At 65.7% G+C, this 14,258-nt stretch carries 15 protein-coding genes and 1 other RNA gene; 12 read left to right on the top strand and 4 right to left on the bottom strand.

Annotated features, from left to right (window positions below):
* Positions 1 to 30 precede the first annotated feature (30 nt).
* Positions 31 to 273 carry a hypothetical protein gene (locus C8J46_RS13450; protein ID WP_056048365.1) on the top strand — a complete coding sequence of 81 codons (243 nt, stop codon included), beginning with the start codon at positions 31 to 33 and terminating at the stop codon, positions 271 to 273.
* Between the two features lie 201 nt (positions 274 to 474).
* Here C8J46_RS13450 and mtgA read toward each other — a convergent pair whose 3' ends face one another.
* The 4 genes from mtgA to C8J46_RS13430 are packed head-to-tail and all read right to left on the bottom strand — an operon-like array spanning position 475 to position 4,339.
* Positions 475 to 1,149, bottom strand: coding sequence for a monofunctional biosynthetic peptidoglycan transglycosylase (gene mtgA / locus C8J46_RS13445; protein ID WP_132740072.1), 675 nt, complete (start codon positions 1,147 to 1,149; stop codon positions 475 to 477).
* Positions 1,150 to 1,158: 9 nt separating this feature from the next.
* A complete protein-coding gene (locus C8J46_RS13440; RefSeq protein ID WP_243643380.1) occupies positions 1,159 to 2,427 on the bottom strand; it encodes an NAD(P)/FAD-dependent oxidoreductase in 1,269 nt (422 codons plus the stop codon).
* A gap of 4 nt (positions 2,428 to 2,431) precedes the next feature.
* Positions 2,432 to 3,334 carry an RNA polymerase sigma factor RpoH gene (gene rpoH, locus C8J46_RS13435; protein WP_056048373.1) on the bottom strand — a complete coding sequence of 301 codons (903 nt, stop codon included), beginning with the start codon at positions 3,332 to 3,334 and terminating at the stop codon, positions 2,432 to 2,434.
* 57 nt (positions 3,335 to 3,391) lie between these two features.
* Complete coding sequence (locus tag C8J46_RS13430) at positions 3,392 to 4,339, bottom strand: RluA family pseudouridine synthase (RefSeq protein ID WP_132740066.1); 948 nt, start codon at positions 4,337 to 4,339, stop codon at positions 3,392 to 3,394.
* 17 nt (positions 4,340 to 4,356) lie between these two features.
* On the opposite strand from C8J46_RS13430, the gene C8J46_RS13425 reads away from it, so the two are divergent.
* The 11 genes from C8J46_RS13425 to C8J46_RS13380 all read left to right on the top strand — a co-directional run bounded on the left by C8J46_RS13425 (position 4,357) and on the right by C8J46_RS13380 (position 14,224).
* Positions 4,357 to 4,749 (top strand): M67 family metallopeptidase, encoded by a 393-nt coding sequence (locus C8J46_RS13425; protein WP_132740063.1) that lies wholly within the window; start codon positions 4,357 to 4,359, stop codon positions 4,747 to 4,749.
* Positions 4,750 to 4,941: 192 nt separating this feature from the next.
* Entirely contained in the window at positions 4,942 to 5,586 is a 645-nt protein-coding gene (locus tag C8J46_RS13420; protein WP_132740060.1) for a histidine phosphotransferase family protein, read from the top strand.
* A gap of 105 nt (positions 5,587 to 5,691) precedes the next feature.
* A complete protein-coding gene (locus C8J46_RS13415; protein WP_132740057.1) occupies positions 5,692 to 7,977 on the top strand; it encodes a chemotaxis protein CheW in 2,286 nt (761 codons plus the stop codon).
* Positions 7,974 to 8,402: a chemotaxis protein CheW gene (locus tag C8J46_RS13410; protein ID WP_132740054.1), complete on the top strand. Its 429-nt coding sequence runs from the start codon at positions 7,974 to 7,976 to the stop codon at positions 8,400 to 8,402. The genes C8J46_RS13415 and C8J46_RS13410 overlap by 4 nt, the downstream gene beginning before the upstream one ends.
* 91 nt (positions 8,403 to 8,493) lie before the next feature.
* Positions 8,494 to 8,859: a response regulator gene (locus C8J46_RS13405; RefSeq protein WP_132740051.1), complete on the top strand. Its 366-nt coding sequence runs from the start codon at positions 8,494 to 8,496 to the stop codon at positions 8,857 to 8,859.
* Positions 8,860 to 8,872: 13 nt separating this feature from the next.
* Entirely contained in the window at positions 8,873 to 10,030 is a 1,158-nt protein-coding gene (locus tag C8J46_RS13400; protein WP_132740048.1) for a chemotaxis protein CheB, read from the top strand.
* A 14-nt stretch (positions 10,031 to 10,044) separates the two neighbouring features.
* A complete protein-coding gene (locus tag C8J46_RS13395) occupies positions 10,045 to 10,884 on the top strand; it encodes a protein-glutamate O-methyltransferase CheR (RefSeq protein WP_243643379.1) in 840 nt (279 codons plus the stop codon).
* A gap of 50 nt (positions 10,885 to 10,934) precedes the next feature.
* A complete protein-coding gene (locus tag C8J46_RS20865) occupies positions 10,935 to 11,123 on the top strand; it encodes a hypothetical protein (RefSeq protein WP_165886550.1) in 189 nt (62 codons plus the stop codon).
* Positions 11,120 to 11,809 carry an N-acetylmuramoyl-L-alanine amidase gene (locus C8J46_RS13390; RefSeq protein ID WP_132740042.1) on the top strand — a complete coding sequence of 230 codons (690 nt, stop codon included), beginning with the start codon at positions 11,120 to 11,122 and terminating at the stop codon, positions 11,807 to 11,809. The genes C8J46_RS20865 and C8J46_RS13390 overlap by 4 nt, the downstream gene beginning before the upstream one ends.
* Positions 11,810 to 11,820: 11 nt before the next feature.
* Positions 11,821 to 12,205, top strand: an RNA gene (gene rnpB / locus C8J46_RS13385) — RNase P RNA component class A.
* A gap of 48 nt (positions 12,206 to 12,253) precedes the next feature.
* Positions 12,254 to 14,224 carry a hypothetical protein gene (locus C8J46_RS13380; protein WP_132740039.1) on the top strand — a complete coding sequence of 657 codons (1,971 nt, stop codon included), beginning with the start codon at positions 12,254 to 12,256 and terminating at the stop codon, positions 14,222 to 14,224.
* Positions 14,225 to 14,258 lie beyond the last annotated feature (34 nt).

Below are 14,258 nucleotides of genomic sequence, written 5' to 3'. Positions count from 1 at the left end.
TGCGCTCTCCAGTAATCAGGGAGAGTCAAAATGGCCGAAGAGCGTATCGTCGAAACCCCGACCACCCACACCACGATCATCGAACGCCGCGGCGGCGGCAGCGGCATGCTGATCGGCATCGTCCTGCTGATCGCGGTCCTGATCGGTGGCTATTACCTGTTCAGCCGCCAAGGCGCGCAGAACAGCAAGGACGCCGCGATCACCTCGGCGGCAAAGAGCGTCGGTAGTGCCGCCGACAAGGCCGGCGACGCGGTCGAGAAGTCGACGCAGTAAAGGCTCCTAGCTGGTTTCCCTGCGAAGGCGGGGACCCGGACTGTTCTCCCGCCTGCGCGGGAGAACAGGGGGGCATCTAGATCCGTCCGCCCTCCGTCATCCCAGCGAAATCTGGGATATCCCTCCACGGCGCGCACGATGCGCCACGTGGATACCTCCAGCTTCCGCTGGGGTGCGGGTCTCGGTTTGGGTATTCCTAATTCAGGATTGCAGACAGCTATCCAACCCGTCGTTCCGAACCACCGACACCCGCCGCGACAGCGTGTTCCCATGCTTGCGCACGAAACCATGAGGATCGATCGCCGCCCGCTTCTTGGGCAACGGCAAGACGGCGGCAATCCGCCCCGCCTCGGTCGGCGAGAGCCGCGAAGCATCATGATGGAAATACCTGATCGCCCCGGCGTTCGCGCCGTACGTTCCGATCCCGGTCTCGGCGATGTTGAGATACACCTCCATGATCCGCCGCTTCGGCCACAGCGCCTCGATCAGCACGGTGAAATACGCCTCGAACGCCTTCCGCACATAACCGCCGCCCTGGAACAGGAACGCGTTCTTCGCGGTCTGCTGGCTGATCGTCGAGCCGCCGCGGATCCGGCCGCCCTGCGCATTGCGCGCCGCCGCCCCCGCCATCGCCTTGAAATCGAAGCCGTGATGCGAACAGAACCGCGAATCCTCGCCCGCGATCGCCGCGCGCGCCATGTCGGGGTCCATCTCGGATAGCGGCATCCAGTCCTTCGTCACGCCGTGGCCATTGAGCACGTCGCCCATCATCGTCCAGGTGAACGGCACCGGCACGAACCGATAGATGCCGACCCAGGCGACGGTAATCAGGACGAACCCGAAGACGATCTTGGCGAAAATGCGGAAGAAGCCCATCGGCGCTCCTTATGCGATCGTAGCAGGCTCGCCAATCACCGCGCGCGCGGCCGCAACGCCGGTTTTATACGCCCCATGTGCGGTGGAGAAGTCGAACGGGTGGCATGCTTCGCCGGCGAAGTGGATCCGGCCGTCGACGGAGGCAGCGAGGACGGCGCGCTGCCCGGCCCTGCCAATTCGCGCATGACTGTAGCTGCCGCCGATATAGGGTTCGTGCCGCCAGCGGGTTGCAGCGAGCGGGGTGAAGCGCTTGCGCCAATCGCTGCCGAGCAAGCCGACAAGTTCGTCGATCGCGAACTGCGCGGCGTCGCGGTCCTCCAGCATCTCCGCGCAGTCACCGCCGAAGAAGCTCTCGACGATCGGCCAGCCGAACGGCGACAGGCGGTGGCTGGCGGTGCAGGCGCTGTACGGGTTGCCGATCAGATGCGCGTTGGTCGGCCATTCGGGGCGGTCGACAAGGAGAAATACCTTGTCCGCGAGCCCGAGCGGGAGGTCGGCGGCGGCGGCATGCTTGTCGGGGAGGGGTGGATCGAAGACGATCTGCGACTTGGCGAGGACGGTGGTGGGGACGCAGACGATGACGTGGTCCGCCTCGATCGTTCCGGCGGGAGTGTCGAGCTTGATGCGATGGCCGCTGTGATCAATGCGCGTTACCGGCGCCGAGAGGCGAACGTTCAGGCCCGTGGCGTGACTGGCGACCAGCGTGCCGTAGCCTTCCTTCACCGTCCAATTATCGTCGGTCGAGGCCTCCTCGTACGCTGCCCAGTCGTGGAGCGAGACCTCGCTGAGGTTCGCGCCATTGGCATAGCCGGAGATCGCGTCGATCTTCGGGCGCCATTTGTCGTTGGGGCCAATGAAGTCGGAGAGAGGGCGGTCGGCGCCTTCTAGGGCAGCGAGAGCGCGCTTGTTCCAGGTTGCGTACGCATCGGCGGATGAGGCTTGGTCTGCGGGCGAGAAGCCGAGATCGCGCCACTGGGTGCGCCAGTTTGCGTCGGAACGATTTACAGTGAAGCCAGAAGTCTCAGCGATGTTGGTCCATGGGTTGCGCTGGGCGGAGTGTAGCCAGCCGCAACCGGCGTCGACATGGTCCCCCGCGAAGGCGGGGGGCCAGTCTGGGCCCCCGCCTTCGCGGGGCAACAAGCAGGCTAAGGGTAGACATTTCGCTCTGCCGCCCAGACGATCGCTGGCCTCGACCAACAACACATCATGGCCCGCATCGTGCAAAGTCCGCGTCGCAACGATACCGGCCGCACCGCCGCCGATGACGACGGTGCGCACCACGTTAAGCCGCCAGCAGGCGCTTCTCGCCGGCGATGCGCATCATCGCCTTTTGCAGCTTCTCGAATGCCCGAACCTCGATCTGCCGCACGCGCTCGCGGGACACGCCGTAAACCTGCGACAATTCCTCGAGCGTCTTGGGATCATCCGTCAGGCGGCGCTCGGTCAGGATATGCTGCTCGCGCTCGTTAAGGTCGTCCATCGCCGACACCAGCATCGAGTGGCGAACATCCGCCTCCTGCGCATCGGCGACGATCTTGTCCTGCAACGGCGCGTCATCCTGCAACCAGTCCTGCCACTGGCCTTCGCCATCCTCACGCATAGGCACGTTGAGCGACGTGTCGCCGCCCATCGCCATGCGCCGGTTCATGCTGACGACGTCGGTCTCTGCGACACCCAGATCGGTGGCGATCTTGGTGACGTGCTCGGGGCGCAGATCGCCGTCCTCGAACGCATCGAGGCGGCTCTTCATCCGGCGCAGGTTGAAGAACAGCTTCTTCTGCGCGGCGGTGGTGCCCATCTTCACGAGGCTCCACGAGCGCAGGATATATTCCTGGATCGACGCGCGGATCCACCACATCGCGTAGGTGGCGAGACGGAAGCCGCGCTCGGGCTCGAACTTCTTCACGCCCTGCATGAGGCCGATGTTACCCTCGGAGATCAGCTCCGACGTCGGCAGGCCATAGCCGCGATAGCCCATCGCGATCTTCGCCACTAGACGGAGATGCGAGGTCACCAGCTGCGCCGCGGCCTCGGTGTCGCCATGCTCCTGGAAACGCTTGGCGAGCATATATTCCTGCTCGGGTTTCAGCAGCGGGAATTTCTTGATCTCGGCGAGATAGCGATTGAGACCCGCCTCGCTGCCGAGCGCAGGAATCGTCGCTGGAACGTTGGAGCGGGCTGCCATTGTCGTAATCCCTTTCTGCTGACCCCGATTGCCGCACTGCGGCATGGTGTCGATTATCTATACGTCAAGCTGGGTGAACAGTTCCTGCATGTCTGCGGGCATTTCGCTTTCGAACGCCAAAGCGATGCTATTCACCGGATGGATGAACCCCAGATGCGCCGCGTGCAAGGCTTGCCGGCGGAAACCGAGCGTTTCGAGCAGCGACTTCTGAGCTTGATTTGTTCTACCATAGACCGGGTCGCCGAGCAACGCGTGACCGATCGACGCCATGTGCACACGGACCTGATGCGTCCGCCCGGTTTCGAGCCGACACTCGATCAGTGCCGCCTTGTGCAACGTCGTGATCGTCGAGAAATGCGTCACCGCGCGCTTGCCGCCTTCGACGATCGCGATCTTCTTCCGGTTCTGCGGACTACGCGCTAGCGGCGCGTTGACGGTGCCGCTCGGCGGGCGCGGGATGCCACCGACGATCGCTTTGTAGCGGCGGTCGATGCTGTGGTCGTGGAATTGCTTCGCCAGACCTTCGTGCGCGCGGTCGGTCTTCGCGGCGATCATCAGCCCCGACGTGTCCTTGTCGATGCGGTGGACAATGCCCGGTCGCGCGACCCCGCCGATGCCCGACAGATTACCGGCACAATGGTGGAGCAGCGCGTTGACCAGCGTCCCGTCGAAATTGCCCGCGGCGGGGTGGACGACCAAGCCGGCGGGCTTGTCGATCACAATCAGGTCGTCGTCTTCGTAGGCGACGACGAGCGGGATATCCTGCGCTTCGTTGTGCAGCGGCGTTGGTGGCGGGATCGCGACCGCGAACACTTGACCCGCCGCAGCCTTCTTCGCCGAGTCACGCCATTCGCGGCCGTTGAGCGTGACCTGGCCCGCCGCGATAAGTGCCTTAAGCCGCTCGCGTGACATGTCCGGCAGCACTTCGGCGAGCGCACGGTCGAGCCTCCAGCCATCGGTGGCCGGCGTGATCGATGCTTCGACGATGGAAACCCCCCGGTCCATGTCGTAGCGATGTGGCGATGAGCGTGATGATTTCAAGCGAAGTGCTGACACAACTTGTTGCCGCGGCGACCGCGTCGCCCGACGCGGAGATTTGTGGGCTGCTGTTCGGGACGGCGAGGCGGATCGAGGCGGCGGAGGCGTGCGCGAATGTCGCGACCGATCCGGCGCGGACGTTCGAGATCGATCCTAGGGTGTTGTTCGCGGCGCATCGACGAGCGCGGGGGGGAGGGCCAAGCGTCGTCGGGCATTATCATTCGCATCCGTCGGGTTTGCCGGTCCCGTCTGCGCGTGATGCGGAGCAGGCTATGGGGGATGGGGCGATCTGGGTGATCCTTGGCGGGGGTGAGGCGCGTGCGTGGCGATCGGTCGAGATGGGCGCGTTCGTCGAAGAGATGATTGACGATACGTAAACCTCGCCACCCGTCATCCTGACGAAAGTAAGGACCCAGGGTTAGCCGGGGCAATATTCTTGGCTCTAGGTCCTGGCTTTCGTCAGGATGACGGAGGGAGGCACGTTAGGCCCGCTGTGAGAGCCGGCGACCGCAGCCCTTGCGCGCCGTCCGCACCACCGCCACAAGACGCTCCAGAATTAGGGGATTTTCATGACGGTCAGCCCGGTCGATTTCGCGAGTCTGCTGTGTTCGCGCCTGTGCCACGACCTGCTGTCGCCGGTAGGGGCGCTCAACAACGGGCTGGAACTGCTCGCCGACGAGACCGACCCGGCGATGCGCGAGCGCGTCATGCAATTGCTGGCCGACAGCGCGCGCGCGTCCGCCAGCAAGCTGAAGTTCTTCCGCCTAGCTTTTGGCGCCGCGGGTGGGTTCGGCGAACTGGTCGACACGCACGAGGCGCGCAATGCGATCGAGGGGCTGGTTGCCGAGAACAAGCGGATCACGTTCGTCTGGGCGGTCGAGGCGTCCGCGATGCCCAAGTCGGCGGTCAAGGTGCTGCTCAACCTCGTCCTGATCGCGACCGAGTCGCTCGTTCGGGGCGGCACGATGGAGGTCGGTGGCGAGGATAACGAGGGCCAGCTCGAGATCGTGGTGAAGGTCGAGGGGGGACGGATCGTACTCGATCCCGAGATCCGCCGGACACTGGTCGAGGGCGCGGGCGCGCATGCGGTCACGCCGCGCGCGGCAGCGGCATACATGATCAACACGCTGGTGACCGATGCAGGCGGCACGGTGATCGTGTCCGAACCCGCCGAGGGGATCATGATCTTCGGCGTCGTCTTCAACGCGCGGTAAAGCGCGGTCTTCTGCGATTCCCCTGGCGGGGGCGGGGATTGAGAAGTCGAGCTAACGGCCTCTTAACCTCCGCAATGCATGACAGGCCTCGAACGCGGGGCTCGCATGGACGATTTGCTACAGGAATTCATTGCCGAGACGCGCGAAACGCTGGAGGCGATCTCCGGCGAGATCGTCGCATGGGAAGCCGCGCCCGCCGACCAGGGACGTCTCGACGGGATCTTCCGCTTCGTCCACACCGTCAAGGGCAGCTGCGGGTTCCTCGACCTGCCGCGCCTCGCGCGCCTCAGCCACGCTGCGGAGGATGTTCTCGCCACGGTCCGCGATGGTAAGCGCACGCCCGATACTGCGCTCGTCAACGCGGTCCTGGGGATCGTCGACCGGATCGGGGCTATCGTCGAGGCGATCGCCGCAGGCGCCTCGCTCGACAATTCCGACGAGGACCTGTTGATCGCGGCCCTCGCGCCCGATGCACAGCCCTGCGCGCAGGCCCCGGCCGCACCGCAGAATCGTGTCGTCAGCCGCAGCGTCCGCCTGAATGTCGACCTGCTCGATCACATGATGAGCGGCATGTCCGAGATGGTGCTGGCGCGCAACGAGCTCGCCCGCCGCCTGCGCGACAGCGATGTCGATCCGCAGGTCGAAGCGGCGCTCGAACGGTTGTCGCTGACGGTTGCCGACATGCGCGACACCGTCACGCGGACGCGGATGCAAAAGGTCGATGCGCTGTTCTCGGCACTGCCTCGGCTGGTTCGAGACACCAGTGCGGAGCTCGCCAAAAGCGTCGACCTCGTGATCGAGGGCGCCGATGTCGAGCTCGATCGCGAGATGATCGAGCTGATGCGCGACCCGCTCGGCCACATCATCCGCAACGCGATCGATCATGGGATCGAGATACCGGCCGAGCGGCGTGCCGCGGGCAAGCCGATGACCGGACGGCTGATCGTGTCGGCGCGGCAGTCAGGCAACCAGATTCTCATCGAGATTGCCGATGACGGCAAGGGCATTGACGTCGCGCGGATCGTCGCCAAAGCGGCGGAAAAGCGCTTGTACGGCGTTGCCGAGCTTGCGCTGATGAGCGAGGCGGCAAAGCTCGACCTGATCTTCGCGCCCGGTCTGTCGAGCCGCGACACGGTGACCGCGATTTCGGGCCGTGGCGTCGGCATGGACGTCGTGCGCGCCAATATTGAACAGATCGGTGGACGCGTCGTGCTGACCAACGATCCGGGTCGCGGTTTGCGAATCGTCATCCATGTGCCGCTGACGCTGTCGATCCTGTCGACGATCATCGTCGGCGTCGGCTCGCAGCGGTTCGCGCTGCCGCGCCAGGCGATCGAGGAGATCGTCATGGTTCGCGGCGATCAGGTGCGGATCGACACGATCGGTGATGCTGCCACCGTCACGGTACGCGGCAAGCGGATGCCGCTGGTTTCGCTCGGCCACCTTCTCGATCTGAACAGCGACGCCCCGCCGACGTTGGTGATCGTCTCGACGCGTGAAGGTGATTACGCACTCGGTGTCGATACCGTGCTCGACACCGAAGAGCTCGTCGTAAAGCCTGCCTCTCCCGCCGTGATGGCGACCGGCGTCTATGCGGGCAAGACCTTGCCCGACAACGGCCTGCCGATGCTGTTGCTCGACGCTGCCGGGATCGCGGCGGTCGCGGGCTTGCGTTTCACGTCGGTCGCATCGGTTTCTGCACAGGTCGAGGAGGTCGTGCCGGGTGTGCCCGCCTTGCTGTTCGACGATCTCGATGGCCAGCGTCGGGCGATCGCGCTGGCGGTTATCGATCGCGTCGAGCCGGTCCCGACCGACGCGATCCGCTGGTCGGGCGGGGCGATGCGCCTGTCGGTCGGCGATACGATCATTCCCCTCCATGCGGTCGCCGAACTCGGCGCGCGCATCGAGGTGGCCGTGTTGCGGCTGACCGACGGCGAGAGCGAAATGGCATATGCGATTGCCGAGGCGATCGAGATCGTCGCGCTGCCTGCCGAGATGGCACCGGCACGGGGCACCGGGCCGATTGCCGGGGTCGTATCGATCGCCGGTGAGCAGATCGAGCTGGTCGATCCGCATGCGCTGTTCGCGGGCCAGCCGGTGACGCTGGCGTCGCTGCCGGTATGTCTGTTGCAGGTCGATGGATCGGGCTGGATGGAGACGTTCCTGAAGCCTGCGCTCGAGGCGTCGGGCTATCGCTGCGTCACGGCGCTGGCGGCGGGCGAGACCGCCGCGGTGGCGCTGGCGATGGAGGACGCGCCGGTCCGCGATACGATGGCGCCGGTGGTGACGCTGCGGCGGACGCGGACCGCCGATCACGACGACGATGCGAGCATCTATCGGTACGATCGGCCGGCATTGATCGCCGCACTCGCGGCACGGAGGGCGATGTGAGCGAACTGTTTCTGGTGGCGCATATCGCGGGTCGCGGCGTCGCGATCGCCGCCGCGCAGGTCGACTCGGTGGTGGATATCGGCGAGATCGTCGCGGTACCGCGGGCGGAGGCCTTTGTCCGCGGACTGGCCGCACTGCGCAGCCGGGTGGTGACCGTGATCGATACCGGTACCGCGCTGGGGCTTGAGCCGACCCCGGATGGCGCGAGGCGCGCGGTCATCACCGCCGTCGAGGGCCACCATTACGCGATCCTGGTCGATTCGGTCGAGGACGTCGCGCCGTTCGCCCGATTGCCGCTATCGTCTGGATTGGCGCTGCATCGTGGTTGGGCCTCGGCGGGCATCGGCATCGTCGAGCGCGATGGCGAACCGCTGCTGATTCTCGATCTGGCGGCGGTCATCTCCGACACTGCACTAGCTGCCTGAATTTCTAGCCGCCTGAATTTTGTCTCACTTAACCGGGTGCTTACGCTTTTCTGCGTAGACCGTCCCAACGATTTTCCCCGGAAGGCTTTCCATGAAGACCTGTCTCGTCGTCGATGACTCCAAGGTGATCCGCAAGGTCGCGCGTCATATCCTGGAGACGCTCGACTTCACCGTGACCGAAGCCTGTGATGGCCGCGAGGCCCTGGCATCGTGCTTGGCGTCGATCCCCGACGTGATCCTGCTCGACTGGAACATGCCGGTGATGAGCGGCATGGACTTTCTGCGTGCGCTGCGAGAGGCCGATATCCCGAGCCGTCCGAAAGTCGTGTTCTGCACGACCGAGAACGGCATGGCGTATATTCGCGCGGCGATCGAAGCGGGGGCGGACGAATATGTCATGAAGCCGTTCGATCGCGACACGCTCGAATCTAAGCTCCAGATCGTCGGCATGGCCTGATCCGGCCCGGACGATGGCCAGTCGCTCCCCTCCAGTTCCGCGGCTCGATCGAGACCATGACGGCCAGTCTATCGACGGGTTCGCACGAGTCCTGATCGTCGATGATTCGGTGGTCGCCCGGGCGGTGATCGCGCGACTGATCGACGCCAGCGACCGCTTTTCGGTCGTCGGCGCGGTCGGTACGGCCAAGGCGGCGCTCGAGTTTCTGGCACGCGCGACGGTCGAATTCATCTTGCTGGATATCGAGATGCCGGGTGTCGACGGCCTGACCGCGCTGCCGGATCTTATTGCCGCGGGGCAGGGGGCCAAGGTTCTGATCGTGTCGTCGTCCGCCGACGAAGGCGCCGCGGCGTCCGTCCAGGCGCTGGCGCTCGGGGCCGCCGAGACGTTGATCAAGCCATCGGCGGGTGCCCTGTCCGGTCGGTTCGGCCTGGCGCTCGTCGGCAAGCTCGAACGCCTGTGCGAACGTCCGGCGCTGATGCCGCCCGCGATACTGGTCCGCCCGCCGGCTTCGGGCCCGACGCCAGTGCGTCCCGAGCGACGGCCGGCGCAGTCGGTATCGACCTCGCCCCGGGTCCGGGCAGCGACGAGCGACGAGTACGACATCGTCGCGATCGGCGCGTCGACCGGCGGCATTCATGCGCTCAGCCAGCTTTTTCGCGAACTCCCGACCGGATTTCGCCTGCCGATCGTCATTACGCAGCATTTGCCGGCATCGTTCATGCCCTATTTCGCCGCGCAGATCGCTTTGATCGCCGGCCGCCCGTGCGAGGTGGCGACCGATCGATTGCGGGTGCGTCCGGGCCGCATCATCGTCGCGCCGGGCGATGCGCATCTCAAATGCGTCGCGCTCGGCGCGGACGGCGCGGCGTTTCGCCTCACCCAGGATTTTGCCGCCAGCGGTTGCATGCCGTCGGTCGATCCGATGCTGGCGTCGATCGCCGAGGTCTATGGCCCGCGCATGATCGCGATCGTCCTCAGCGGAATGGGGCGCGACGGGGCAGAGGGGGCGCGTCGCGTTCACGATCTCGGCGGGTGCGTCGTTGCCCAGGATCAGCAGAGCTCGGTCGTCTGGGGTATGCCGGGCGCGGTCGCGGCAACGGGTGTCGCCGATGCGGTTTTGCCACCCGATGCGATCGGTCGCCTCATCGCGACGCGGCGCCGGCCATGACGCTCGCCAAGTCCATGCCCATCGTTGCGTCGCAGACCGCGATCAACGTGCTGACCGCGCTGCTCGAGGCACGTACCGGCCAGCAGATCGCGGCCTATCGTTCGTGGCGGCTTGATACCGCGCTGAAACCGCTGCTGCGCGACCGGAAGCTCGACACGCTCGACCAGTTGGTGACGCAGTTGCTCGAAGGCAGCGACCGGCTGATCGGCGACCGGATCGTCGACGCGCTGGTCAATCAGGAAACCTCGTTTTTCCGCGATGCGCTGGTTTTCGATCAGCTGGTCGAGGCGGTCGCTGCGGCGCAATCGGACCGTCGCCGCGTCCGGATCTGGTGCGCGGGGTGCTCGACCGGGCAGGAGCCGTTGTCGCTGGCGATGGTGTTTGCCGAACGACATGCCGCGAGCGGCGCGCCGATGCCTGAAATCATTGCCACCGACGTGTCCGAAGCCGCGCTTACGCGTGCGCGGGCGGGGCGCTTCTCGCAATTCGAGATCCAGCGCGGGCTGCCCGTACGACGGATGATTCGCTGGTTCGATACGACCGGCAGCGACTGGGTGGCGAAACCCGAGCTGGTCAAGCTGATCACGTTCCGGCGCATGAACCTGGTGTCCGATCAGCCCCCGCCGGGACGGTTCGACATCATCCTGTGCCGCAACGTGCTGCTGTACCTGTCGACGGAAACCAAGACCGGCGTGTTTCCCAAGTTCGCGGACGCGCTCAACCCGGGCGGCAAGCTCGTGCTCGGCGCCGGTGAGACGGTCATCGGCCAGACCAGCGCGTTCGAACCAAGCCGCGAATTTCGCGGTTTTTATCAGGTGAACACCAAAGACCCCCGCACCCGATCCACGGGCTGAACGTGAGTCACGGCACGGTGTAACTGCAAGAGACCGGACTCCAGCGCGCGGTGCCGCTGATGATACACGCCGCGCCGATCATCCGGCCGTTCGTCGGAGCCTATTACGTTGGCAGTCCGTTAACGCTATTGATGTCGGCAGGCGGTGGCCTGACACTGCGCGGTGTCGCACGCGTGGTGATCCGTAGGGCGCGGAGTGGCGTCGGCTTGGCCGAACGGCGTGAAGGGAAGCTGGCTTGAAGTTTATCGAGACACCGTCACCAAATTTCGACGATCGTTCGCTGCCCATCACGATGATCGTGCTCCACTATACCGGCATGCAGGACGGCGCGTCGGCGATCGCCCGGTTGCGCGATCCGGCGGCGAAGGTGTCGTCGCATTACCTGATCGAGGAGGACGGCACGGTCCTGCGGATGGTCGCGGAAGATAAGCGCGCCTGGCATGCCGGCCGCTCGCATTGGCGTGGGATCGAGGACATCAACTCGGCAAGCATCGGCATCGAGATCGTCAATCCTGGTCACGAGTTCGGCTATCGCCCGTTCCCGCCCGAACAGATCGCATCGGTCGTGGCGCTGGTCGCGGAGATCAAGGACCGCCACGAAATTACCCGCGGCAACATCGTCGGCCATTCGGACATCGCGCCGACCCGCAAACGCGATCCGGGCGAACTGTTTCCGTGGCATGAACTCGCGCGACGGCGGCTGGCGCTGCCTAGGCCTACCAAGAACCTTATGGATCCTGGCTGGACCGAGGGCGGCTTTTGCTTGGCGCTTGAACGCTTCGGCTACGACGTCGAGAACCGGATGGCGGCGACGATGGCGTTCCAGCGCCGCTTCCGTCCGGAATTGGTCGATGGTGAAGTCGACGCGGAATGTCGCTGCATCCTGCTCGCATTGCTGCTTCCCAAACCGATGGGCGACGACTAGGGGTCTGCGCGCCAGAGGGTCGGGCGGCCGCGGGTGTTTTCGAACACGCGAGGAAAGTCCGGGCTCCGCGAAACGACGGTGCCGGGTAACGCCCGGCGAGGGTGACCTCAGGGAAAGTGCCACAGAGAGCAGACGGCCAACCCTCGGCTTCGGTCGGGACGGTCAGAGTGAAAGGGTGCGGTAAGAGCGCACCGCGCGCCTGGTAACAGGGGCGGCACGGCAAACCCCACCGGGAGCAAGATCGAATAGGGGTGGCACATGGGCTTCGTTTCAGCTCGTCACCCGGGTTGATTGCTTGAGGCGGCGGGTAACCGTCGTCCTAGAGGAATGGTCGCCTAACTTCCGTATCGAAGGATCGGAAATGGACAGAACCCGGCTTACAGACCCTCTGGCATCCTTCCCCGAACCGTAGCAGACTGCGGCGGAACTACGTCGGGGGAAGTGATGCGTTTCGGAAATTTCGGCGTGCTGAGTGTTGGCGTGATGGCGATGACCGCAGCGTCGGCGCAGACGGGGGCTCCGCCAGCGACCACCACCGTACAACAGGATTTCGACACCGCCGCGGCGCTTGATGCGAAGGGCGACAAGCCCGCCGCGCTCGCCGCGTGGCAGAAGCTCGAGGCGCGCACCAAGCCCGGCTCGCGCAGCCGCGGCGTCGCGCTGATCCGTAAAAGTGCCGCGCTTTTCAAGCTCGATCGGTCCGACGATGCGGTGACCGCGGCGCGCGCCGGGCTTGCCTTGTTGCCGGCGAGCGATGCGACGCTTGCCGAGGATCGCTGGCGGGCGAATTACAATCTCGGCACCATTGCGGAAAACGCGCTCGACTACGCGGGGGCGAGCGATTCCTACGCGAGCGCCGAGACCGCCGCCGATACGCCCGACCTGAAAGTCGCATCGATGCTGGCGCTGGCGAACACCAAGACGTTTACCGACCCCGCCGCCGCGGATGCCGCGCTCGCCCGCGCGGATGCGTTGCTGAAGCCGCTAAAGACTGATGGCAAGCTGAAGGCGCTGGTCGCGCGTCGTCACGCGATCCTGCTGCTCAACCGTGGCGCCTACGAACCGGCGCGTGCCTATGCGGTCGAGGCCGTCAAGCAACTCGGTGGCCTGACCTCGCAGACCGACTTGACCGACGTTTCCGCGCGCTCCGATGCGGCGATCGCTTCGCTGCTGGCAGGCAAGGCGGACGACGCGCGCCGCTACATGGCGATGACCGGGGCGGGCCGGCTGACCAAGGGCGAGTTCGATCCGGCGGTACAGATGGACGTCCCGCCGTGCGGTGGCGAGGCCGATCTGCGCCCGGCGGACATGGCGGTCGTCGAGTTCACGATCGGCGACGACGGCGTGGTGAGCAGGGTCTCGCCGATCTATGCGGCGGGGGGCGGTGCGGTTGCGCTGGAGTTCGCGCGCGCGGTTCGCGACTGGTCGTGGACGCCCGAACAGGTCAAGGCGCTACCGGCGTTCTTCCGCTACAACGTCCGGATCGAGATGCGCTGTTCGACCGCGTTCGAGCGTCCGTCGATCACCAAGTTCCTCGACGCCGACATGGCGACGTGGCTCGAATCGAAGGGGCTTGCGCTGCCGACCGAGGAGCGCGGCGCGGATGCGGTCGCCGTCGTCCGCCAACGCGCGGCGCTCGCCGCAGCGGAGGCGAAGTCCGGCGCCACTTCGCTCGCCGCGCTGCCACCGCTTTATCAACTCGTGAACAATGCGGTGGTCGGGCGCGAGGAGAGCAACGTCCTCGCACGGCGGGCGCTCGCGATCGCCGAGGCGCAGGGCGCGCCGCCGACCGCACGGCTGCCGCTGGATATCAGCGTCCGCCAGACCGACAGCGCGGACAACTGGAAGAACGAAGTCTACGCGCGCGGGCTAACGCCGCTGCTGTCGGTCCCGGCGTACGCGAACGATCCCAAGGCGCGGTCCGCGATCCTGTTGCTGATCGCCGAGCGGACCTATTCGCGCAGTCGCCGCGCGGTGCTGCTGCAGCAGGTGGCCGACGACAAGGGGCTCGCCGTGAACGATCCGTTGCGGGTCGGTGCACTGATCCGTCTCGCGTCGCTTCAGCAACAGGCAGGCGAAACCGCAACCGCGCGCGCGACGTTCGAGCGGTCGGGGCTGGCCGCGAACCAGTGCGCGATCCTCGATGCGCCGCCGCACTTCCTGTCGGCGGGCGGCGTCTTCCCGAACGAGGCGATGGCCTGGGGCTTCGAAGGCTGGACCAAGACGCAGTTCGACGTCGATGCCAACGGCCGGGTACTCAACCAACGCGCGGTACTCAGCTATCCGCCGTTCGTATTCACCAAGGCGGGCGTGCAGACGGTGGCGGGCGCACGCTGGAGCAAGACCTTCCGCCCCGATGGCGGTGTCGGCTGCGGCGGGCTGTCGCAGCAGGTGCGGTTCAAGATGCCGGGGTGAAGTATTGCTTCATGATCCTCCCCCTTGTGGGGGA

Origin of the sequence: Sphingomonas sp. PP-F2F-A104-K0414, from assembly GCF_004340945.1 — a bacterium.
GTDB lineage: Bacteria > Pseudomonadota > Alphaproteobacteria > Sphingomonadales > Sphingomonadaceae > Sphingomonas.
This window is presented reverse-complemented; position numbering and strand designations above follow the sequence as displayed.